We start from the raw sequence: 21,452 nt of genomic DNA, 5'->3' as shown, positions 1-21,452 counted from the left end.
TTTCGGGGGTGTCGCTTATAGGTTTTGCAGCCATCATCTTCACCTCCACAGCCCTGGGAATTTTTGACGGGTCATCCGACCCGCCGGAAACATCTCCAGCTCGATCTCCTCACGCCCCAGAGACAGCACGATTTCCGCTGCGGTGCCGTCTGCAGTTGTCATCCGCATGTCCTGCGATTCGACCTCGATCACATCCGGTGAGGACGCCAGGACGACAGCCAGCGCAATCGTCGCCTGGGACGTGAATGACCTCAGCACTTCAACAATCCGGGCATCCATATTTTCGAGCACAATTTGCGCCGCCGCTGGGGTATCTGCGTCATCGTCGGGCAGCACGGACGAGGCGATGATCCACAGATATGGGTCCGTCTCCGGGTCAGCGCCGCGCCAGCTCGATCTGGTGCCATAGATCAGCGGATCGTCGGATACTCGCTCCGTATTGTCCGTGCTCAGCCGGATCGGTGCCTCCAGATCAGGATGCCTGATTTCCATCAGCACCACCTCGATATCTCCAGTGCTCGCATCTTGCTGCGCGGCGCGCGCATTCATGGAAGTGCGGCGGCTCATGGCATCACCATGATCTGGAACTGTTTACGAAACTCGATGCCCTGCAGAGTCTCGATCGGTGGCTGATCGCCCCACGAGCAAAGCCAGCGGGCAGCGATCAGCAGCGGCGTGCCCAGCTCGTCGGTGAGCTGTACACCATTCGAATCCAGCAGCGGCCAGCCATCACGCGTCGGATCTGGCATCCAGAACAGCGCCGATCCCTCAACGCAGTCATCGTGATAGAAAACGTCGAACAGGGTGCGCTGATGATCCGACAGGATGCACGACAGGCTGACCATCCGTGCCACCGCTGAAAACCGCCGCCGGTATCCCGGCGGGCCGTTTTCAAAACCGCGCTTGCGGCGGGCATCCTGTGGCTGCAGCTGATAGCTGTCGCGCTCCGGGCGGGGTAGATCTGCGGGCCACTCTGGATAGCTCATCGTGCGATCCCCGCGGGCCGCAGCCCATAGGTATCGCGCAGCGACCGGCGTGCAGCACCGCCCTGGGCTGTCAGACCGCTCGCGATCGCCTCCGACAGCACATATTTCTGCTGACGCTGGCCGCGGCTGTCCGTGACCTCCTGCACCTCCATTTTCATGGGGACACTGGTATTATTGACCAGCGTTGGCTGCAGCTGGATCACCGGGGCAACTGTGGCATTCGCGGGAGCGCCGCCGGACATGATACGACGCGTCATGTCTGCTGGCACGATCGTGCTCGGGCCGGTATATTCCAGCTCCGGGCCATTCTCGCCGACAATACGCAGGCCACCACTGTGGCGGCCGCCGTTTTCAAAAAACGGCACGCCCCAGTCGTGCAGCATGCTGCCCAGTATCGACCCCAGTCCGCCGCCGCCGGCTGCGCCACCCTGACCGATCTGCGACAGAGCCTGACCAAAAATATCAAACCCGCCGCCCAGCGTTCCGAGCTGGTTTGTCGCGAGACCAGCAGTCTCCCCAAACTTGGCCATGGCCGCCTCGGCCGCGCCCAACCGTTCCGCCCAGCCGTCCGCACCCATCGGGTTCGCAGCACTATATCCAAACGGACGTTCGAAACCCGCAAATGCGGCCGTTGCTTCCTGCACATTCGTCGACGCCAGCAAGGCTTTCAGAGCACCAGCCTCGCTGGTCAGCAATTCCTTCCAGATGTAGTCAAGCTGTCCCTGGACATTGCCAAGGCCACCCATCCCGCCCAACGCGGACAGCAGACCATCCGCCCGCCCGGCGTGATGCTGCGCCAGACCGAACGACGTTCCGTTATCGCCAACTGCCAGCGGATCGAACTGGCTTTCCCTGGCCATGTTCCCCATCACGCCCGCGATCTGGTATGGCTGCAATCCCTTTCCAGCAAAGAACTGCCACACCTGCGACTGCACATCGGTCGAGCCTTGCAGTGACATCGGAGCACCGTTGAGGTTTGCCGATGTGCCAAGGCCGCTCAAGCTGCCATTGATGATAACCTGGGCAGCGGTCACCGTCATTGCACCGACGGATTTAGAACTGATGCCGGACATCTCGAGCGGGCCAGCTTTCCCCGTCAGCCGATCCCAGATGCCAGACAGGCCACCGACATCGCCCATCGTCGCATAGTCCGATCCGAAGATAGCGTTCTTGAGAGGGTTGGTGATTGCCAACTGCTCAAACATCGAGCCGATTTCCGAGGCCAGGCTGTCGAAGGCGCCTGCAACGTCACCCGTCTTGAGTGCTTCGAAGATGCCATCGATCGCGCTTTCTCCGGCACTTTGAACCTCATCCCAAGCATCTCGCACACGCTTGGTATTGGCCTCGGCTTCGGCGGCGGCAACGGTCGCCTGACGGAGCTTCGCAGCCTCCTCGCCGTTGCGATCGAGGTGCATGTCACGGATCTGCAGCTCGGCCTCGTAAAGCGCGAGGATGCGCCGGCGCGCGGCTTCCGACTGTCCGATCAGCCCGAGCTCGAGTTGCGATTTGGCAATGCTGTCTTGCTGGGTGCGCAGATACTCGCGACCGGCGGCGAGCGAGCCGAACGGATCCGCGCTTTTCAGCCCCTTGGTCACATCCCAAAGCTCGAGGAGCTGCTTCTTGTGCTCCTCCGTTGTGTCGATGAAGCGCAGCTGCAGTTGGAATTGCTGACGGTCTGCCTCGATTTGCAGACGCTTCACTTCGAGACTATCGGCTCCGAACTTGACCGTTGCCTCTCCGATCTTGCGAGCCTTTTCGAGATCATCTCTCAGATCGAATGGCGCGCGCGTCGATTTTAGCGCAGCCATTACGTCGCTCGTCAGATCCTTGAGCGTCTTCGCCTTCTCAGCCGCTGTTTCAAACGGCACGTCGATACCAGCCTTTTCAAGGGCCTTTTCAAGGGCCAGTTGCTGCTCCGTCGTTCCGCGAAGGCGCACGGCTTCGAGAACGACGCGGGCAACATTTTCGCCGAAACTCGTTGCCTCCTTCGAGGCACCCTCGGTATTATATTCTGCCTCGGCAAGCGCCTCCGCGAGTCGCTTCGCTGCAAGCTCTTGTGCGTCTTGCGTTGTGGCGTGCCGGAACATGTCCATTGCGTCTTTGACTCGCACCGCCCCCTTATTGGTAAGGTTGAACTGGTCTTCCAGCTTCCCGAGCCGGACCACACCCATGGAAGAGACGTCGCCGATCGCATCGCCGATCGAGTCAATCGCAACCTTCAGATCGTTCACACTTTGAGCCCTGGTCAAGGCGAGGATCGCAACATTCATCTCGCGTGCTGTCTTCGCGCCGCTTCCAAAGTCACTCGCCAGATCCGCGGTTCCAGAGCGTGCGTCCTTTAGAGCCGACGCTGCAGCACGGCTCGATTTTTCGAGATCACCAAGAGCATCCTCGAGCGACTTGGCCTCTTCGCGCGAGTTCATCAGCCATTGCACCGCTGCAGTTCCGAAACCGATAACGGCCATGGTCGCCAAAGACATGGGATTGAGCATGCCGAGGAATGATGTGCGTAAAGCCGCACCAACGCCGATGCCAGCCATGCGCATGCGTTGAAAGGCCTCGGTTACCTGCGACCCCTGCTGCATCATCAGCATCATCGGGTTCTGCCCAGCTGCCGCCATCATCGCAATATCGCTCCATTGCGATGTCAGTTGGGCGGTGTAGGCGTTCGCGGCGCCAACATGACCCGTCGCTGCCTGTAGCTGCGGTACGGGCATTATCCCAGGAACTTGAGGCGCGCGCGCTCCTACCCCAGTCTGCGATTGCTCGTAGGCCGTGCGGGCAATGGCCTCGGCGGCTGCGGCCTCCTTTGCAGCGGCGGCCGCAGCGCGCTTGGCCTCGGCATTCTTCAGCGTGGCAGCTGTCTCGGCCGTGACCGCCGAGGTCGCCGCCTGGGTTCCGTTCGTCAACGAGCCTGTCGCGGCCTGCACCTCGGCAATCGCGGCCTTGGCGCTCGCGGCGTTGCCCTTGAAGAGCATTTCGTAGACAAATGGCTCGCTCATTCCACCCTGCCTTCAAACGCCGCGATCGCGGCCCGTTCCATGAGTTGCAGATCGGCAAACTCAACTGTCTCGTATCGATTGCGCCGCAGCACGATGTCGGCGGCGGCATAGTCCAGGCTCATCCAGATCCGCCCGTCAGCCTCCTCGAAGCGCCACTGGCTCTGCAGATCGAGAAAGGCGCGCAGCGTATTCCAGTTGCTCGACCAGATCTCGACCTCTGGCTCGGCCGGTGCATCGGCGGCAAACTCGGCCCCCATCCGCGCGAACTGCTCTTTGATCTCTGGCGTAATGCCAGCCGGTCGGCTTGGATCGCTTTTGCCAAACCGCGCGAAGACCCAGGCGCGCGCGGCGGCTTTCAGTTTCCCGCTTTGGCCTCGACGCCCATGCTCGCCTCAGCGATCGCCTGCATGACGCCGGTGCGGAACCACGAAACCCCCATCGCGTCATCGAGGAGCGCGGCGGTGAAGGGAATGTCGGCCCCGTCCACATCGACGATCCCCCGCCAGGAGCGGCAGATCTTGCGCATCTGCTCCTTGTCGGCCTCGATACGCTCGCGATCGGTGGTGAGCGAGGCGTAGTGCTCCTGCGCGGCAACCGCATCATCGCGGTTCTGTGCCACGAATTGCATCTCGAAGGTCTGCTCGATGAATGCGCCGGCGTTTTCAGGATCGGGCATGCGCACCGTCACCGGCCACCAGTAGAGATGCTTTTCGACCATCACGAATTTCGCCATCGGAACCCCCTCAGCGCACGGCAATCAACAGCTCGTCGCGGCCCGTGACCGGGCAGAATGCGAGCGGCAGCGAGTAGTTGACGATGTTGTCGGTTTGCCCCTGAGAGGGCTTTCCGATCTCGACGGCCGGGCCGGAGATCTCGACGATGTTGCCGGCAACGGTGCCATGGACCGCCTGCAGCGCGCCGCGGGTGCGGGCTTGCGCGACGGCGAACCAGTTTTGCGTGGCGATCGAGGTGGCAACGAGCACGGCCGTGCCGGTCGTCTTGCGGTCGGTGATCTTCATCTCCTCTTCGCCGATCAGGAAACGCGGGGTCACCGTGTTACCCAGATCGATCGACAGGCTTTCGGCGGGGCCAGTATAGCCATGCAGCGACAGGGTGGTGTTGGCCTTGGAGACCGGAACCGGCGTGATCAAACCGGCCATGGAAACTGCGGGCAGGGCCGCGTCGGTCACGGTGCCGAGCATCCCCATGTAGCTCACCCGGAACTTCGGAATCTGCTTGGGGATGAGATTCATCGACAGATTGCCTCGCCCGCCAACAAAGACGTGCTGCACGCCGTCCGAGTTGAAGTAGATCGAGCCGCTCTCCTGAGCCGATTCAACGATCGAGTATTCCACCTTGGTGGCGGCGGTGATCGTCTCGGCAAAACCGCACGAGCGCAGGATCGAGCCGTATTTCGGAACGGTGCCGGCAGCACCGGCGCCTGCGATCTCGATGTCGAACTCGATCTTGCCATACTCGGCCGTCATGATCTCGCCCTGGTGGCCCATGTAGGGCAGCATCAGATCACGCGAGATCGCGGTGGCCTCGTAGGGCGTGAAGGTGATGTTGGTAGCGATGAGCGCATCGGCCGCGGCGGGGGCCGCATCGATGCCATAGGTCGCTTCGATCTTGTGAAGCATGGCCAGCGTCGGCCAACGGCGGTTCGTCATGGTCAGCGTCCTTTCGCTTTCTTGGCCGCAGGCGCGGCATCGGTGTTCGTGTCGGCGGAGGTGTCAGGTGAGAGGGTGCCCGGTGCCTCTCCCTCCGCCGCCGGGGGCTTCGCATCGGCCTCAAGGGCCTCGGTATTCTCGCGGGTGATGGCGCCGGTCTCGGGGTCGCGCAGCCAGCGGCCGCCATGGATGGGGTTCGTCATCGTCATGCTCCTGTCAGGAAACGGGTGGTCGACCAGGTCTGGACGTAGATGCTGACACCGGTGGTCACGGGGCTCGATTCCCCGCCGACCAGCTCGCACGGATCGAGGTGGCCGGGGACCACCCACCCCGCGAGGGCAACCTCGAGGCTTGCCTTGAAGGCATCGAAGGCCGTGGCCCGATCGGCGCCCATCAGCTGGTCGTAGGCGCGCACCACGATACCCACAGCGAACTGCACCTCGACCTTCTGGCGAAACCCGGCGCTGATCAAATCCTGAGGGCCTGCACGTTCACGCCAGGGCATGATGATCGCCGTGCCGTGTTCGACTTGGCCGGCGCGCGCGGTGAGCGCGTCGATGTCCTCGGCAATCTCAACACCAGACCAGGTCGGAGCGGCGAGTTGGGCTTGCAGCCGGGCAAGGATATCGCTCAGCATCAGCGCCACCCTGCGAGCTTGGTGGGCGTGAACACTTCATCGGGATGGTTCGCCATGACCGTGCCGCCGGAAACGACCGCGGGCTCTTCACCCGTGGCAACCGGCAGGGTGCTCAGACCACGCGCCACGTCCTTCACGGACTTGAATGCTTCGTCGTAGTCCTTCACCACGTGATCAGGTGCACCATTCCGATGCAGATAGTAGCGCGCGATCGAAACCGACCAACTGCGCACGATCGAGGGCACGGAAGGCAGCGGCATGGCGTATTTCGCGCCGATGTAGCTGTCGATCAAATCCTTCGCATCGGTGAGCGCCGCATCGATTACCGTGGCATCGATTACCCCGTCGCGGTCGCGATCGGCGATCTGGCGCAGCTCGGCCTCTCCGGCGCGGTCGATCAGGTCATCGAGCGTTGCGTAAGTCATAGCCCGCGATCCGCGTCAGCAGGCAAATCCACCCGGGCAGGCTGAAACACGGCGCGGTTGATCTCCATGAAGCCTTGCTCGATGTGGCGCCGCCCGACCGCATACCAACGCGGATCGATACCTTGGTTCTTGGCGAGGTCATCGAGGAGACGCAGCACGCGCTCCTCCATCTCCTTGTTCCGGTTCACCAGGGACACCGCATCATCGGATTGCGGGCGGTAGTCGGAAACAGGCAGGCCGTTGTTCATGCTCATTGGGGACCTCTTGTGGCGCAGTGTTGGGGTGGGGAGCAGCCGGGAGCAGAACCGCTCCCCACTTCGGCAAGGTTGCTCAGGCCTTGGACGAGCTCGCGGAGGCTTTCTTCGGCTTGGCCGGCGCCACTTCAGGGGAGGCGGGAGGTTCGTTGGTCTTGCCCGCCTCGGCAGCCTCCGCGCGCAGCACGGCCTCGCCGACATCCTTCTGAAGCTCGACCACGCGATCTTGCAGCATGTCGCGCTGCGCTTCGGCTTCGACGGCACGCGCTTCGGTGGCGCCGAGGAGCGTGGCCAGTTCGCCGAGCTCTGCTTCGAGCTCGACGATCGCCAGCGCTTGTTCATCGACTGCGGCCGCCAGCTGCGCCATCAGCGCGTCGGGCGCGTCTGCCTGCTCGGCCTGCGCGACGATGCTTTTGTCGTCCGGCACTGCGCCGGCTTTCTTGAGGTGCTCCAACTCGGTCGCATCAACGTCAATCACGGCGCCAACCGCGCGAAACTTTCCGCCGACTTTGGCCGGAGCGATGAGCGTAACTTCAGTCTTGGGGTCCATTTTCGGCTCCTGTCAGTTTGCGGAAGTGGGCGGCGCACCGCCCACTCGGAAAACTGACCGCCGATCAGGCAACCGCGCCGCCAGCGCCCTGGAACAGGAAGCCGCCCTCGGCGCCGGTCAGGTAGACGCGACGTTCCGCCGTGGTCGGATAGATCCAGCTGTCGTTCGAACGTTCGAAATACGGCGCCTGAACCTGCGGGTAACCCGCCAGCTCATAGGTGTAGCCGTAGGAGGGCACTTGGAAGTTGTCGCCTTCCTGCGGCACATACGCGAGCACCGCGTCATCGCCCCAGACATCCGACGCGATGGTTTCGTCGGTGGCGTTCTCGGGCAGCCAGACGGCCTTGCCCACGATCACCTTGGCCACGTCGAAATAGGCGGCGAGCATCTCGGCGGTGATGCTGTCCTTCGAGGTGTATTTGAACTGGTCTTTCACCTTCGGATGGCGTTTCAGGGCTTTGAAGGCGGAGGGGCCCAGAACCAGCGTGTTCGGATACCGCCCGATCTTGCGCCGGACCGCTTCCTTGGCCTCATCGATGTCGGCAAGCGGGTCGGACGTATCGGAAGCCCAGCGTTCGGCACCGACCAGCGCAAGCTTGTGATTGGCGTCGTAGTTGGCAGCGCCACGCGCGAGCTGCGCGGCCTCATATTCGTGGCCGAGATCGATAACGTTGAGCACCATGTTGATGGCGCCGGCGCCCAGATCGATGCCCGGAATGGACATCGCCTCTTGCTGATGTTCGATCGGGACGATCCCTTCGAGGGCGTCTTGCACGAGCGCGACCGGGTCCGAAGCATAGCCATACTGGACGCGCTTCTTGTTCGCGCCCGGCGCGCGGCGCGTGTTCAGCATGCGGAAAGCTTCCTTGCCGAACTTGATCACCCGCATCGCGCGGTTCGGAATGGTCACACGCGGAAAGAGCAGGTGCGAGATGAACTCGGCATTGCGGTAGCCGCGCGCGTGGGTCGAAAGGATCGGATCGACGACGGCCGCCGTCCGCTGGTTCAAGGGTTGGTTCATTGGATTGCTCCTCAGCGGATCAGGATCTGGACGAGTTCCCCGTCGGCGGCAGCCGTCAGGGCGGTGGCGAAGATGTTGACGTCCGTGCCGACAACCGCCGTGCGGACGCCGCCGCCAGTTGCAGTGCACAGCGGGTCACCTTTGGCGATGGCACCAACGGCCGTGACCGTATCGACGCCGATCGAGGTGAGCGCGATGTCGAGCCCGACCTCGGTGGCGGGGTTCTGGGCCACGCCCTTGACGGGGGTGTCGGCCGCGGTGATCGGCGCATCGTCGAAACCGACGACATCACCGGCGTCACAGATGGCGGCCATGGTGGCCGTCAACGAAAGCAAAGAGTGATAGGTGCGAAACATGTTGCTCTCCGATCAGGACACGGCGCGCACGGCGGCGAGATATTCCGTGCCAGGGTGGGCGCGCTGATAGGCCAGCGCCTTTTCGTGGGTTGCGAGGCCGGTCGCATCGACCTGCTTGCCATCGGCCGCGAACTGCGCGGCACGGCCGCCGGTAGGATCGGCGCCGAGATCGGTCTCCCCGAACTGCACCACCTTCGGCTGGGCCGAGAGGATGTCGCGCAGCGCCTGGGAAAGATCGACCTGTTGGCCGCCCTCAGCGAAGGCAACCGTCTTGCCCTTGGGCAGGGCGGTCAAAACGGCGACCACCTGATCCTTGGACGCGGGCAAGAGCTTGCCGTCGGTGACGAGACTTTCAGCGAAGGCGACGGCTTCGTCGCGGGCGGCTTTTTCTTCACGGGCGGCGATGGACGCCTCGCGCGTGGCCAGATCAGCTTCGCGGGCAGCGAAGGCCGGGTCGTTGGGGGGCACAGCAGGCTCCTTTTCGGGTTTGACGGGGGTTGGCGGCGTGGCGAACGAGGGCAGGTCCAGCTTCGGCTGAACCTCGACCTCGCCAAGCCATTCGATCCGGTAGGGCGGCAGGGCCTTGTCGGCGTCCTCCATGCCGAACTTCTCGATCAGGAAATCGCGCAGCGTGCGCAGGATCGAGGCAGTCTCCTCAAACCCGCGTTCACCAAAGGCGGCGGTAAACACCGCATCGGCCGCTGCCGCGAAATGCGCGTTCTTCAGCCCGGAAACGGCCGGGGCTGCAGCGCCCAGAAAGCCCACGTGTTTGGGATACCAGGTGCCAGGCACCGGGTTGTGCGGCTGGCCCGGCGAGAAGAAGGCCATCGAGACCTTCTTGAAGCGTCCCGACTTCACGAGGTCGGCGAACTGCGGCTCGATTTCGTAAATATCGGCAAAGAGGCGCTCGGCGGTCGCATCGTATTCGAACCCCTCGACCCAGGCATAAGCCGGCGCATCAGTATCGGGGTGGCCGACCACGATGGGCGCGGGGGCGGTTTCGGGGTCGTAGGCATCGGCGATCGCGCGCAGGTCCGCCGCCGAATAGGTGATCGGGGCGCCGTTCATCGGTGTGAACGTGCCCGGGCGAAACACCTCGATGCGCGCTTTGTTGGGAGTCGTGTTCATGGTGCGGTGCGATCCGTCGTGAGCTGAGGATCAACCCTTCGCACGACCCGAAACGCAAAACCCCCGGACACAGGTCCGGGGGTGCGTTTGGCCTCATCGGCGAGGGGATCATAGGCGCAGGAGGGTCGATCCTGCAATGACGATCCGCACTTCGGGGTCATATTGCCGCTCAGAGCGATCCTGACGGGGGGCTAACGGGGCAAGGCGCGTCTTCTGGGGCATTCGCTCGCCTGAGGGCGCAACGCAACTCAGTGGCCCGCGTTTCGCGCCATCCAGTCTCGCCTTGATCACCGGGTCAACCAATCCTCCGCGTCTTCGAGAATTCCATCTTGGTCGGCGGCCGATATGCCGATGTAGGGTCTGGCCGGAATGGTGATCGTGTGCGCCTTGATCGTGACGTCTGCACCGCCTTCGGTGCTGCGCTTGGCAAAGCGCCTGCCAGCCATGTAGCGCGACCCCTCCTTTTTCTCGATCGTTCCACCGAGCTGGTGAATCGCGGCATAGGCTTTCGGGGAGCCGATGCGCACATCTTCCGTGGAGGCCACATAGTTGATCGATCCGGCAAGAGATGAACCTGACATACCCTTACTGTTGGAGCGCAGAATTGTCAGGGGCAGCTGACCACGCTTGGTGCGCTGCGCGATCGTCCTGGGAGAGAGCGGCGTCCAGGCGGCGCCCGTCGGATCGGTCTGGGTCTCGAAGCGGTCTTTCGTCGAGCTGAGAATGCGCTCGCCAACGGCTGCGTAAAACGGTTTGAGGTTATCCATGCGTCCCAGCAAATCCCGAAGCGCCTCGCGCGCGCCGAGATCCTGCAGTTCGACCTTGATGCTAATGCCTGCCACCGTTGAAAACTCCTGGGTTTGGGACTATATTGGCGAGAAGCGGTGCAGTGCGGCGGTGAGTGCCCTTCTAGCTGCTCCGTGGTAGCGGTCCGATCACCCGGGCCGCTTTTTCCTTTTGAAGAGCAGTTTTCCGACGCGCTGCTTGTCGATGTGCCGGAAATCCGGCTTCGCGCGATTCATCGAGGCGTATCCAGTGATTGCCCCCCAGGCTTTGCGCCCAAGCTCATACATCACGTAAAGCGAGGTTTCCGGGTCTACCTTGATGTATCGGCGCGTCACCATGAGCTCTTCATAGCCAGGGTGTTCGTCAACCGGCACAGACCGTACACCAAGCCAGATTTCATCGGGGTTCATGATCGCCTCGGCAAGGAGCGCAGCATAATCACCCCGGCCACGCTTGAAGGTTTTCGACCGGCCGGAATGCTCCAAGAAGAGCTGCTCTGAAATGACGATGTCTTGCCCGGCTGCATCCTCCCAGAGCACTGCCGTTCCGGGCTCGGCTCCAAAGGGTTTCAGGAAGGCCTGCCAGTATGCCTCTTCGGTCAATCCGTCAGGGAGCACCTTGGCCTTGAAGGCGGTGGCGTTCGCGCGCAGATCGGCCATCGGGTCGGGTGTGTCGATCGAGACGACATGGTGACCTTTCAAATCCCCCGTCAGCACCGCTCCACCCTCGTTGAGAATGGCAGAAGGAACGAGACCTTGCTCCCATAGATCTCCCGGCATGTAGTCCCAGCCATAGCCAATGCCCTCGGGCAGATCGACGACGGTTCCTGTCGCCTTGTGCAGGTAGGGCCGCATCTTGATCGGCGGGCTTTGATCCGGGCCACTCTTGCCCATGCGGCGCAGATCGCCCCGCGAGAGTGTTCGAACGCCACAACTGCACAGCCAGTCGTTCGGCGGGAAGTAGTAATTCCACCAGGGATCATTCCAGAGCAGGACGATCTTGTCGAAAGCGACGTGCTCTTCTCGCGGATTGAGTGGCACGCGGGTGTCGGCATGCAGGTATTGCCAGTAGGGCCGGATCTTCACCATATCCGGGTCGCGCATCTGGCGCAGCCGGCCCGCCATATAGCTCGTGCGGATGTTGGTCTCGAAAATGGTTCGCACCCGCCAGTCACGTCCGCCATTGTAGTCCCAGCCGTATTTCTCGACGAGGCGGTCGAACTCTTTGCCAAAGGCCTTGATGTCGTAGGTCTGCGCGCCCTCGATGATCGCTTGCTGGAACTCCTCAAGCATCGCCATGTCGGTCACGCCAGCCACGACAAAGGCGCGATCATGATCTCCCTGCATGGCATCCGTCCAGGCGCGGGTGGGCTTGCCCCGTTTTTGCGTCAGGAAGTCGATCTGCTCCTGGAACGCCTGACGGGTGAATGACGGCTCGGCAAAGGCGGTCTCTCCATCTCCAAACGCCGCCTCACGCCCCTCGAGGCCGGAGAGATCGAGCACCTGGGCAAGCGAGGCAGCAAGAGCGTCTGGCGTCCAGCGCGCGCCGATCTCCAACACCGCCCGCGCCGCGGCCTCGAAACTCTCGGCTCCCACAATCGCTTTTCGAACAGCATCCACACGCCGTGAGAAATGGCGCCTGGCAGCTTCGAGCGCCTGATCGGTGAGCCGCTCGATCGGGCCGCCGGGATCAGAAAAGCAAACGTGCCGCGGCTTCAGGCTTTTTTTTTGAGCCCGTCCGCCGCGAAGGTCGGATCGCCCGTCACAACAGGATTCGGTGCGGCCGGGGCAGACCGAAAGGCATGACGCGCCGCGACAAGCGCATCGATCGTCTTGTCGCTGAGCTTCGCTGCCACGTCGAACGACAAGATGAACTCGCGCGCGACATCATCATCTTCGAAGCGCGCAGCATCCGCCACGATGGTCCGCACGGCCTTGGCCATGGCTTCATCGGCTTCCGCCTGGCTCTTCTTGGTATCCGCAGCAGCCTTCTGATTTTCAGGCCGCTCCCGCCAGATCCTCGGCACAGCCGCGCCGGGAAGATTGTAATCGATGATCCACTGCAGCAGCTGCTCAGTGAGCGTTCCGGAGAGCAGATCACCATCACCGTCTGCCAGAAGTTCAAGCATCTCCTGGTGAACTTCTCCCAAAGCGCGATTGCCACCAGAATCTCCCACCTGAGTGGTCAGGGTCTCGCCAGTGGTCGCGATCGAGATTTGCCGATCCCAGTAATTCAGGAACTGCTCATAGCTCACTGATCCGGACCGACTGGCCTCGAGGAACTCCGCATCGGTCCCGATCGGAACGACAATGGCCGAGGATGTGCGCGCTTCGGTCAGGGTGTTGAGCAGACGGCGCTGCTCTTCAGGCAACGAGCCGATCGGGCTTTTGCCGACGATGGTCGGACCGGCGAACTTTTCGAGGAAGTGCAGCCAGAACGTGATGCCCTCACGCTTGAAGAGCACGGGCCAGAACAGGCGGCTGCCGAGGCCGAGCCCATAGGGGTTTTCACCCTTTACGCCAACGCGGTGCACGATGAACTTTCGCTCGGGAAGCGCGATGCCCTCCATCATTGATGTCCAGGTCAAAAGGCGGGGGCGCCAGTCGACACCGAAGGCGAAACGCCGCTGGTCGATCGACTTGATCTTGATCGGCTTGATCCGGGCGCCGTCGCGCGCCCAAACCACTTCGCACACGGCAAAGCCCTTCAGAGTGGCGTCGAGCAGATCCTTGCAGATCCGGTCAAATGGCAGGGCCCCGATCAGCTCTTCGACCAGATCTGCCGCGTCCTTGTCGATCGGGCGATCACCGCCGGGCTCAACCTTCCAGTCGCGCGAGATCAGAGCACCCTTGCGCTTTTCGAGCATGGCACCGGCGTGGGTATCGCGCTCGATCTCGTCGTAGATCCTGAGGCCCTTGCCACCGCCCTGTTGGATCAGCGTGTCGTCAGTATTCTGTAGCACCCCGCTGAAGAACGGGATGGTGATGTCATTCGACGCATTGGCAATCAGCGTTTTCGCCTCTGTGGGCAGGTTCTTGCGAGCGTCGCCGGCGAAGGATGCCGACTTGGACTTGCGGTTTTTCCGAGCCATCACATGCCCTCTTCGGTCATTGGTTTCGACAACATGGCGATCACGCGCTCCTCAGCCTCGTAGATGGTTTCGCCGTACTTCACCTGCACCTCGTGAACGTTGCCGAGGACATCCGTGATTTTCAGGTATTTCCCGTAGTAATCACGCTGCACCGAAACGACATGTGCCGGGTTCAGTATTACCCCGTTACCCAGGTCAACAATCATCATCGCCCTCCCAACCGATACCCGCCCAGACGATCGCCGCCTGTCGGAGTATGTGCCGTCAGCATTTCCCCGCCTGCGCCGCCACGCCCCGCGTAAAACAGGGCGTTTTGCCAGAGCATGTCGAGCGCATCAGGGCCGTCATCGTGATCCGCATTCGGCCACTGCTGCAGCTGGTCGATCAGCGTGCGGTGGTTCGGGCTGAAGCGGATCAGACCTGCGGCCACCGGAGGCTGCAGCCGCTCAATGCGCAGGTTCTTGTCGGTCGAGGGTGTAATCGGCACGGCCGAGATGCCCACGCCCTCCTGGGCAGCCTTCGTCATGAGCGTCGTGCGCAGGAACTCTTGAAACTGCACTGTTTCCACGAACCAAAGAAGCGCCCGGTATTCGCGTTGCAGTGCGATCGTATCCGCAATGATCAGATCTGGCAGGCGCTTGCGGATCGATGCCTCGACAACATCGAGGCGCCCGGCCAATCGATCGAAGCCACCGATCAGGATTGCTGATGGGTCGCGGCCTTTGCCCTTCTTGCCCAGGCTCGGGTCGAGGGCACCAAAGAAGATCCACTCGCGCAGCGGCTGCACCCAGTAGGTCAAATCACCAAACGGGTTGCCCTCGCTGATCGGCTTGTTCTGATATTCGGTCTGGAAGGCCGCATGATCGGCCGCGCGCTCCAGCATGAGCCAGACGAGCGGTTGCACCGAGGGCCAGTTGACCACAGCGCCCTGATCCATGTCGGCCTTGTTCGCTTCGTAGAACGCCCGTGCAGCGTCCTCGCCGTCGTTGTGGTAGACCTCTTCGAACTGATCCCATAGGTCCATGCGATCAGGGAACTTCACCACCGCCTGGAATTCGGTGACATTCCAAAGCGGCGCCTTCGCCGCACGTACGATCACGGCGTCGAAGTGCAGCACCGTGCCGACCCAGATCACATCCATCGAGCCATCAGGTGGCCCGACCTTCAGCGCGGCGCGGTAGATCCAGTTCCAGAGCTTGGTGCGTTGCTCGGGGCTGCGAACCTGCTCATCATTCTCAATGTCGTCGAGGAACAGGAGATCGGGGCGGTAGGGGCCATGGCGGCGGCCGCGGATCTTCTTGGCGGCGCCGAGGCCCTCAACGCGGATGTTGTTGCGCGTGACGATCTCACCTTCACGCCAGAGCCGCCCAGCCCCGAATGCGTCAGGAAAGTCATTCTGCAGCCGGACGTTCGTCGTCAGCTCCGCTTTGATTGCCTCGATCAAGAGTGCCGCCTGCTCGTAAACGTCGCAGACCTCGATGATGTAACGCTTGAGCCCGCGCACGATGCAGTAGAGCGCGAAACCGAGCGATAGATGGGTCGATTTCGAGGCGCCGCGCGGAGCGATGAAGAGATCGCGCACGCCCTTGTCGGAGGCGAGGATCTCCGGCACCCGGGCGAAGATGTGTTGGTGAAACAGCGAGTGCTCGCCGCGCACATAGTGGGGCAGGTAGGTTTCCATGAAGAACTGGAAGCCGTCGTCCAGAGCCACGCGGCGCAGGCGCTCTTTTTTCGCCTCCGGATCGGGTGAAAACGCCTCGACACTCAGCTCGATATGGCGGGCAAACTCGCTCGCCATTTCCGCGATCTTCTCGCGGAAATCCTGTTTGCTGACCGCGGCCTTCAGCTGCGGCCGCCGGGTCATGACGTGTAGATCTCGGCCAGCCGCTCGCTGAACGGCTCGATGATCTCAAGAATTGCCGCCGAGTGCTGTGGGAAGTTCTCGCGCACGAAGTCTAGCATCTTGCCCATGACGTCTTGCGCCACGCCGAGCTCGGAAATCTTCGGCGCGAACTTCTTGGCGCTCGCGGCCATCTTGGTCATCGCATCGGAGAGCGAGACCAGCATCGAGACCTTCTCCTGGGTGGTGTGATCCCCGTTTTTGATCTCCTCGAGGATCTCTTGCGCCTGGATCATGAAATCCTCGACGACGGTGGAAACCACCGCCTCGACGCCTTCGCCCGCGATCACATGGGCCGTACGGGCCTTGTCCCAGTCGTCGCCCTGTTCCTTGGCTGCTTTTTTCCAGCGCCCAACGGTGGCCTCGGAAATCCCATAGGCCGCTGCGATGGTGGCAGCGGTGAAGCGACGGAACACATAGTCCGATCGGGCCTTACGGCGCAGGTCTTCGTTATTGCGCGCCATTGAGACCTCCTGCGATGACAAACGCGATTGCGGCCGTGATCAGGCCGCCGATGATCAGCCGGAAGATCCATTGGATACCGGACTGGATGGAATCGAGCTTTTCAGTGGTGTTTGAGCGCCACTGCACCATTCCGGCCTCGCTCAGTTCGAGGTCGCGGATGCGCGTTTCATGCCCGTCGATACGTTGATGGGCACGGTTCAGGCTTTCGGCAAGATGGGGAGGGATCGGCAAGTCGGTCAAGGCGCCCCCTTCCACTTGCTCACTGCGTCCTTGACGGTATGCCCGCCCATGTAGAGGCCCATGTAGAGGCCGGATACCTGCACCAACTGATCGAGGGGCATCTGCGGCAGTGCGATCCGCCAGATCGCATTGCAGACGTGCAGTCCGATCACGTTCCAGATCCACAGCAGGCCCAGCATGTACATCCCACCCGGCCGCCAGGCACGCATCCACAGCGGCTCGCTCGCCTCGGCCGCCAGCTGCGCGCGCTGCAGCTCCAGACCGGCGGCGTAGAGCGCGATCAGCTCCGGGCTTCGCTCTTCGACGTTGCGCAACGCTTGGGTGACGACGCTGGGCTGCTCCACGGCGGCCTGATCAAGCTGATCGACCGGAACGCCGACCTGCGCGGCGATCTCGCCGAGAACGTCCCCGGCAAGCTGGCCAGCGCCGTCACCGAATTTCCGGGAGATGATCTTCTCGATGATGCTGAAGCCAGCTTGGCCGGCAAGGGCGATAAGTGCAGACATCACGCGTCCTCCTCGGCCTTTGCATTGCGCGTGAGCCAGGCGCTGCCGCCCGTGAGCGCACAGGCCAACCCGGACTGATCAATCATCACCAAGGTCCACGACGTGCGGTCCGGGCGGGCAAACATCATGAGCATGCCCGAAGATCCGTCCGTACCGTTGACACCAAGCCAGAAGGGTTCCTCGCCGTAACGGGTCTTGAGAAGGTCGGAGATCTCCCCAACCGTCGGATAGCACCGCTGCACCGCCGGGTCTTCGGCATGCGCGTAGGGCGGGTTTGCGACGACACCAGCCATGAGGACGATGCAGGCAACGAAAGCGACAAACCACTTCATCTTACAGACTCCGAAGCCAGGCCGCGACCTTCGGGGCGCGGGCATTGAGTTTCACCGCGATCACGTCGCGATATTGCCATGTCAGCCAGGCGCACCACAGCACGGCCGCACCGGCCAGCAGCGGCAGCGCCCAGGATGCACCCGCGATCTGATCGGTGATGTCGGTTGCCGAACCGCCCGCGGCGGCGGCGGGGGCCGCCGTAGCCGCAGCGGCGGCGGGCTTGGCCTTGGCCGCAGCATCGAGGCGCCGCTGCAGCGTGCTGAGCGTCGCGCGCCCGATAATCCCGTCAGCGGTGAGACCATGGTCGGACTGGAAGCGCCGCACCTCGTAAGCGGGGAGCTGGTCGGCGGTCCCGCCGCGATATCCGAGCACATGCAGTGATGCCACGACGTTTGCCTTCTCGACGATGGTCATCGGCAACGCCCAGCGGGCGACCGATACCGACTTGGATTTCGGCTCGGAACTGACCGGATATTTCGCATCGAAGAGGATTGCTAGTTCGCGCTCGCGCCGTTTCATCAACCCCGGCAGCACCTTGCCGGCGCCTTTGTTCCATTGACGAAACTTCGCCTCGATCAGCGGCCGCGCCGCCTTCTTCACCCAGAGCGGCACCCAGCTGGCCTTGCGGATCGCTCCGGTGTTCCAGTGGAAGGAAATCCCGGCGTCGAATTCATGCTGCTTGGCACCGGGAAGCGCGGCAGTAACGGCTGGCTCATAGTTGCGCGCGAGAGCCAGCTTTGTCAGGCGCGCGGATTCAGCCTTCGTGATCACCATTCCGGGCTTGGGAACCACGACGCCAGAGGCGGCCGTCAGGCCGGGGCCAATGGTCCATTTTCCTGCCGGGCAGCGATAAGCCCGCAGGACGTCACCTTCTTCGAGAATGAGCGCCCGAACGCCAAGATCGCTGGTCTGCATGACTTTTCCTCTGTTTTCCGAGGCTTCGCATGCGCGCGAACGCAAAACCCCCGGACCTGTGTCCGGGGGCATCAGAAATCTGGGAATAGCGGGAGTTGATCAGGCGGCTTGTTGGCCAGGCGGCGAACATGCCGCTGTGAAATTCCAAGCACTGCAGCGATTTCGCGACGGCAACGCCCGCTTTCGCTCAGCTTCTGCACTTCTAACCGTTTCAGGCGCGCTCGACCATGTGGCACGTAAAGCCGCTGCCCGGAAAGGAAATGGCACAGTTCGCCCGCCAGATCATCGCCCAGAGCCTTCACGAGCTCGGCAGACGGTTTGCGGCGCGGAAACTCTACCTCCTGACCGCCGAACTGTTGCATGAGAGAGAGGGCAACGCCAAGCCCGAACGTTTCTGCAACATCGATGAGCGAGGCAGGAATATCTTCATGCATGCTGATAATCCTCCGGCACTTCGAGGAATTTCCTGCACGGCGGCAGCCAGTGCATCTGGCTTCCTGGATGGTCATAATGCCAAACCAGCCAGCAATAGGCGGTTGCAGTGCTGCCCTTGGGCGAGAGTTTCCCGCGATGCATTACCACGCGCTCTGAAAACTGCAGCACGTCAGTCGGGGCAAGATTACGGAACAAGCGCTCGTAGCGACCAACGCCCTCAAGAAACGCCGTTCGCACGATGACCGCCACGCCGACCTTGCTGGTCTCAAGAGCACGATCGATAAATTGCTCCGCCAGACGAAACGGTGGGTTGGTGATCGTCCAGTCCACCAGAGAAGGGGCCGGGCCGAAGAGGTAATCCTGCACGGCGTACCCTGCCCCATAGTCGTGCACATCGGCTGCTTCTACGGAACCAAAGTACTCCTGAAGAGGTCGCACCATATGCCCGCGGTTAGCCGCCGGCTCCCGAGCAGTCATGCCCGTCAGCTTGTCGATCGAGCGTCGGACGATCCATTCGCAAAGGGCTCGCGTTGCCCATGGCGGCGTCGGGAAATCATCCAGGCTATCATGCGCCTCACGGCGTTGGGCCATCACGGCGGGGCTGGTGTTTTGGGTCATTGCGGCCTCGTTTTCTCAAGCAAGGTGCGCTCGACGTCGGAGAGCTGCTCACCCGGCGTATTCGCACGTTTGATCAGCGAGGCACGAAATTGCTGCAGGGTGATCGTGTGATGTGCATCCGTCGAGCGCGCGGCCAAGCCGATGCGCCGGCACGATTGCCGCACTGAGCGGCGGGGGCAGCGATAGAGCTTCGCGATGTCGGACGCCAAGACGTCGGCAAGCCAGAGCACACGCAATTCCGCCTCTGGGATGACGGGGCGGCGGCCATCCTTGCGCGACGGCAGATCGAGGAGCTTTGCTCTCCGCCACAGATGCAACCGCGACAGCCCAACCATTTCGGCCGCCTCGGCCGATGTCATAGACTGGTCGAGCCAGACGCGGCGGATTTCGGCGTTCGGAATGCGCTTATCCATTCCGGGCCGCCTTCCCACGCGCTTCCATCTTCTTCAGCGCCTCGATGATCGGGGTCGCCTGCGCATAGCTCAGCAGGTCTGGATCGACGACAACCCCGTCGTGGCCATGCGCGACGAAGCGTTTGCAAAAGGCGCGGAGCGCCTCCCGCGATCCGTTCTCGATCACGCCCAGACGGGCACAGTTCGACCAAAGCGCATGGATCAGGCGGATATAGGGTTTTACCGAGGCGGGCAGGGTGCGACCGGATTTCTTGACCTTGAACCCCTTTGCTTTCAGCTCCTCGATCACGTCGATCTTCTGGCGCTCGGACATCATGCGCAGTGAGGCGGTGCCCGTTACCCGGACCAAAAGCGCGCGATAGGTGTCTTCATCGAGGCCAAGTTGCTGACGGGCGATGTTGATGATTGCGGTGGTGTTCATTTCCTTGCCTCACGCTTCAACTCGCGAACCCGATGTTCGAGCTTCGCCACGGCGAGGATTGTCGGCTTGAGGTCAGGCGGAGCGCCATCATAACCGCGGCCGTATTTTCCGTTCAGCCGCGGCGCCAAGGCCATCGGCACTGCTTCCCAGTTTGTCGGGTCAGTGTTTCTCTTGTTTCCATCAATGCACTTGAGCCGATGCCCGTCGGGAACAGGCCCATTCGTAGCCACCCAGAGTTCGCGGTGCTTGAAAGCCATATGGGTCCGATGGCCAGTCCACGGATTTGGTCGATCGACACAAATTCGGACATAGCCATCTCGATCAACGGTCTCATGGCCAACATCGTATTTGTTGATCGGCCGTTGACCTTTCTGGAAGCGGGTTCTCGCACTGTTAGGGTGGAAAGGCATTTGCTTTCCCTTGTTCGCCGGAACATGCCCCTTGGGGAAACACCCAGAGCGACCAGTCAGCCATCCTTTCCGCTTACACAAAGCCTTGAGCTGATCGAGCGTTACATCTTGGCGGCCGAAATGCCGGCAGAATTCGGCATGCAGCTCACGACGAGGCAGGTCAGCACGAACCTGGATGAATACAAGCTCAAGGGCGCTATAACTGATCGCGCGCCCTTTCATTCCTTCACCTGCCCGATCTGCGGCAAATGCGGCAAAACGGCTTCGCCGTGCTCGGCAAAGAGCTTGGCTGCCGCGAGTTTCACCCGTGCGTTTTCGGTGACCTGATCTGCAATTTCGACGATCGCACCGGAACGCTTGACCTCAATCTCAATTTGCTCCGAAGAAAGGTCTTCGTCGCTCAACCGTTCGAGCGCGGCAAACAGATGTTCATCGAGATTTGCGAGTTTCGATTTGGCCATTTTCTTCCTCCAGCTGCTCATCAGGCCGCGACCACCACGCCGCGACGACGTCGGAGGTTTCTGACATTGGCTTTGGCGCTATGTCAGAAACCTCCGACGTTTCGCGTCAGGGCTTCTTGGTGGGCTTCGAGGCCTTGAAGGTCAGGTGCGAACTGGCGGCGATCTCGATGGGCTCACCCGTTTGCGGGTTGCGCCCGGTGCGCGCGGCGGTTTCGCGCAGCTTGAAGGCACCGAAGCCCGCAAGGTTCACCTTGTTCCCGGCTTTCGTTTGCGCGGTGATCTCGTCGATCGCGGCGTCGATCACTTCCTTGATGCTGGTTTTCGCGAAGCCGCTGCTGGCGGCGATGGCGTCGATGATGTCCGATTTCGAGATAGTCTTGGCCATGGTTTTCTCCATTATGGCTGTGGGGCCGCACGTGGCGGAATGAA

31 protein-coding genes and 1 other RNA gene are annotated in these 21,452 nt (G+C 62.1%); all 32 read right to left on the bottom strand.

Going from position 1 to position 21,452, the window contains the following annotated elements; genetic code table 11:
* Positions 1-39: 39 nt before the first annotated feature.
* The 32 genes from P2G62_RS06940 to P2G62_RS06785 all read right to left on the bottom strand — a co-directional run bounded on the left by P2G62_RS06940 (position 40) and on the right by P2G62_RS06785 (position 21,408).
* Positions 40-567 carry a hypothetical protein gene (locus tag P2G62_RS06940; protein WP_275734155.1) on the bottom strand — a complete coding sequence of 176 codons (528 nt, stop codon included), beginning with the start codon at positions 565-567 and terminating at the stop codon, positions 40-42.
* On the bottom strand, positions 564-986 hold the full coding sequence (locus P2G62_RS06935) for a hypothetical protein (RefSeq protein ID WP_275734154.1): 423 nt from the start codon (positions 984-986) through the stop codon (positions 564-566). The genes P2G62_RS06940 and P2G62_RS06935 overlap by 4 nt, the downstream gene beginning before the upstream one ends.
* Positions 983-3,988, bottom strand: a complete 3,006-nt coding sequence (locus P2G62_RS06930) for a phage tail tip lysozyme (RefSeq protein WP_275734153.1) — start codon at positions 3,986-3,988, stop codon at positions 983-985. The genes P2G62_RS06935 and P2G62_RS06930 overlap by 4 nt, the downstream gene beginning before the upstream one ends.
* Positions 3,985-4,245 (bottom strand): DUF1799 domain-containing protein, encoded by a 261-nt coding sequence (locus tag P2G62_RS06925; RefSeq protein ID WP_275734152.1) that lies wholly within the window; start codon positions 4,243-4,245, stop codon positions 3,985-3,987. The genes P2G62_RS06930 and P2G62_RS06925 overlap by 4 nt, the downstream gene beginning before the upstream one ends.
* Positions 4,246-4,343: 98 nt before the next feature.
* The gene (locus P2G62_RS06920) at positions 4,344-4,721 is read right to left on the bottom strand and encodes a hypothetical protein (protein ID WP_275734151.1); all 378 of its coding nucleotides are present in this window, start codon (positions 4,719-4,721) and stop codon (positions 4,344-4,346) included.
* Between the two features lie 10 nt (positions 4,722-4,731).
* Positions 4,732-5,658, bottom strand: coding sequence for a phage tail tube protein (locus P2G62_RS06915; RefSeq protein ID WP_275734150.1), 927 nt, complete (start codon positions 5,656-5,658; stop codon positions 4,732-4,734).
* A gap of 2 nt (positions 5,659-5,660) precedes the next feature.
* Positions 5,661-5,861: a hypothetical protein gene (locus P2G62_RS06910; protein WP_275734149.1), complete on the bottom strand. Its 201-nt coding sequence runs from the start codon at positions 5,859-5,861 to the stop codon at positions 5,661-5,663.
* A 2-nt stretch (positions 5,862-5,863) separates the two neighbouring features.
* Complete coding sequence (locus tag P2G62_RS06905) at positions 5,864-6,295, bottom strand: hypothetical protein (protein ID WP_275734148.1); 432 nt, start codon at positions 6,293-6,295, stop codon at positions 5,864-5,866.
* Positions 6,295-6,720, bottom strand: a complete 426-nt coding sequence (locus P2G62_RS06900) for a DUF1320 domain-containing protein (RefSeq protein WP_275734147.1) — start codon at positions 6,718-6,720, stop codon at positions 6,295-6,297. Before P2G62_RS06900 ends, P2G62_RS06905 begins: the two co-directional genes overlap by 1 nt.
* Positions 6,717-6,974: a cyclic nucleotide-binding protein gene (locus P2G62_RS06895; RefSeq protein WP_275734146.1), complete on the bottom strand. Its 258-nt coding sequence runs from the start codon at positions 6,972-6,974 to the stop codon at positions 6,717-6,719. The genes P2G62_RS06900 and P2G62_RS06895 overlap by 4 nt, the downstream gene beginning before the upstream one ends.
* 76 nt (positions 6,975-7,050) lie before the next feature.
* Entirely contained in the window at positions 7,051-7,524 is a 474-nt protein-coding gene (locus P2G62_RS06890) for a hypothetical protein (RefSeq protein ID WP_275734145.1), read from the bottom strand.
* Positions 7,525-7,588: 64 nt separating this feature from the next.
* On the bottom strand, positions 7,589-8,545 hold the full coding sequence (locus P2G62_RS06885; RefSeq protein WP_275734144.1) for a major capsid protein: 957 nt from the start codon (positions 8,543-8,545) through the stop codon (positions 7,589-7,591).
* Between the two features lie 11 nt (positions 8,546-8,556).
* Complete coding sequence (locus P2G62_RS06880) at positions 8,557-8,901, bottom strand: hypothetical protein (protein WP_275734143.1); 345 nt, start codon at positions 8,899-8,901, stop codon at positions 8,557-8,559.
* A gap of 12 nt (positions 8,902-8,913) precedes the next feature.
* A complete protein-coding gene (locus P2G62_RS06875; protein WP_275734142.1) occupies positions 8,914-10,029 on the bottom strand; it encodes a hypothetical protein in 1,116 nt (371 codons plus the stop codon).
* A 287-nt stretch (positions 10,030-10,316) separates the two neighbouring features.
* A complete protein-coding gene (locus tag P2G62_RS06870; protein WP_275734141.1) occupies positions 10,317-10,871 on the bottom strand; it encodes a phage virion morphogenesis protein in 555 nt (184 codons plus the stop codon).
* 93 nt (positions 10,872-10,964) lie between these two features.
* Positions 10,965-12,374 (bottom strand): PBECR2 nuclease fold domain-containing protein, encoded by a 1,410-nt coding sequence (locus tag P2G62_RS06865; protein WP_275734140.1) that lies wholly within the window; start codon positions 12,372-12,374, stop codon positions 10,965-10,967.
* Between the two features lie 155 nt (positions 12,375-12,529).
* Positions 12,530-13,906 carry a DUF935 family protein gene (locus P2G62_RS06860; protein ID WP_275734139.1) on the bottom strand — a complete coding sequence of 459 codons (1,377 nt, stop codon included), beginning with the start codon at positions 13,904-13,906 and terminating at the stop codon, positions 12,530-12,532.
* The gene (locus P2G62_RS06855; protein ID WP_275734138.1) at positions 13,906-14,112 is read right to left on the bottom strand and encodes a hypothetical protein; all 207 of its coding nucleotides are present in this window, start codon (positions 14,110-14,112) and stop codon (positions 13,906-13,908) included. The genes P2G62_RS06860 and P2G62_RS06855 overlap by 1 nt, the downstream gene beginning before the upstream one ends.
* Positions 14,112-15,770, bottom strand: coding sequence for a phage terminase large subunit (terL, locus tag P2G62_RS06850; RefSeq protein WP_275734137.1), 1,659 nt, complete (start codon positions 15,768-15,770; stop codon positions 14,112-14,114). The genes P2G62_RS06855 and terL overlap by 1 nt, the downstream gene beginning before the upstream one ends.
* Positions 15,767-16,270 (bottom strand): DUF1804 family protein, encoded by a 504-nt coding sequence (locus tag P2G62_RS06845; RefSeq protein ID WP_275734136.1) that lies wholly within the window; start codon positions 16,268-16,270, stop codon positions 15,767-15,769. The genes terL and P2G62_RS06845 overlap by 4 nt, the downstream gene beginning before the upstream one ends.
* On the bottom strand, positions 16,257-16,511 hold the full coding sequence (locus P2G62_RS06840) for a hemolysin XhlA family protein (protein ID WP_275734135.1): 255 nt from the start codon (positions 16,509-16,511) through the stop codon (positions 16,257-16,259). Before P2G62_RS06840 ends, P2G62_RS06845 begins: the two co-directional genes overlap by 14 nt.
* Positions 16,508-17,017, bottom strand: coding sequence for a hypothetical protein (locus P2G62_RS06835; RefSeq protein ID WP_275734134.1), 510 nt, complete (start codon positions 17,015-17,017; stop codon positions 16,508-16,510). The genes P2G62_RS06840 and P2G62_RS06835 overlap by 4 nt, the downstream gene beginning before the upstream one ends.
* Positions 17,017-17,349 carry a hypothetical protein gene (locus tag P2G62_RS06830; protein WP_275734133.1) on the bottom strand — a complete coding sequence of 111 codons (333 nt, stop codon included), beginning with the start codon at positions 17,347-17,349 and terminating at the stop codon, positions 17,017-17,019. Before P2G62_RS06830 ends, P2G62_RS06835 begins: the two co-directional genes overlap by 1 nt.
* Position 17,350: 1 nt before the next feature.
* The gene (locus P2G62_RS06825) at positions 17,351-18,265 is read right to left on the bottom strand and encodes a peptidoglycan-binding protein (protein ID WP_275734132.1); all 915 of its coding nucleotides are present in this window, start codon (positions 18,263-18,265) and stop codon (positions 17,351-17,353) included.
* A gap of 71 nt (positions 18,266-18,336) precedes the next feature.
* Positions 18,337-18,699, bottom strand: coding sequence for a helix-turn-helix domain-containing protein (locus P2G62_RS06820; RefSeq protein ID WP_275734131.1), 363 nt, complete (start codon positions 18,697-18,699; stop codon positions 18,337-18,339).
* Positions 18,692-19,318, bottom strand: a complete 627-nt coding sequence (locus P2G62_RS06815) for a hypothetical protein (RefSeq protein ID WP_275734130.1) — start codon at positions 19,316-19,318, stop codon at positions 18,692-18,694. The genes P2G62_RS06820 and P2G62_RS06815 overlap by 8 nt, the downstream gene beginning before the upstream one ends.
* Complete coding sequence (locus tag P2G62_RS06810) at positions 19,315-19,731, bottom strand: hypothetical protein (RefSeq protein WP_275734129.1); 417 nt, start codon at positions 19,729-19,731, stop codon at positions 19,315-19,317. The genes P2G62_RS06815 and P2G62_RS06810 overlap by 4 nt, the downstream gene beginning before the upstream one ends.
* Entirely contained in the window at positions 19,724-20,152 is a 429-nt protein-coding gene (locus P2G62_RS06805) for a regulatory protein GemA (protein ID WP_275734128.1), read from the bottom strand. The genes P2G62_RS06810 and P2G62_RS06805 overlap by 8 nt, the downstream gene beginning before the upstream one ends.
* On the bottom strand, positions 20,149-20,784 hold the full coding sequence (locus tag P2G62_RS06800) for an HNH endonuclease (RefSeq protein ID WP_275734127.1): 636 nt from the start codon (positions 20,782-20,784) through the stop codon (positions 20,149-20,151). The genes P2G62_RS06805 and P2G62_RS06800 overlap by 4 nt, the downstream gene beginning before the upstream one ends.
* Positions 20,781-21,023: a hypothetical protein gene (locus P2G62_RS06795; RefSeq protein ID WP_275734126.1), complete on the bottom strand. Its 243-nt coding sequence runs from the start codon at positions 21,021-21,023 to the stop codon at positions 20,781-20,783. Before P2G62_RS06795 ends, P2G62_RS06800 begins: the two co-directional genes overlap by 4 nt.
* A 7-nt stretch (positions 21,024-21,030) precedes the next feature.
* An RNA gene (locus tag P2G62_RS06790) (hammerhead ribozyme type II) lies at positions 21,031-21,130 on the bottom strand.
* Positions 21,130-21,408, bottom strand: coding sequence for an HU family DNA-binding protein (locus P2G62_RS06785; protein WP_345799264.1), 279 nt, complete (start codon positions 21,406-21,408; stop codon positions 21,130-21,132). The genes P2G62_RS06790 and P2G62_RS06785 overlap by 1 nt, the downstream gene beginning before the upstream one ends.
* Between the last annotated feature and the right edge of the window lie 44 nt (positions 21,409-21,452).

This window comes from Paenirhodobacter sp. CAU 1674 (assembly GCF_029222945.1).
Taxonomy (GTDB): Bacteria; Pseudomonadota; Alphaproteobacteria; order Rhodobacterales; family Rhodobacteraceae; genus Rhodobacter.
This window is presented reverse-complemented; position numbering and strand designations above follow the sequence as displayed.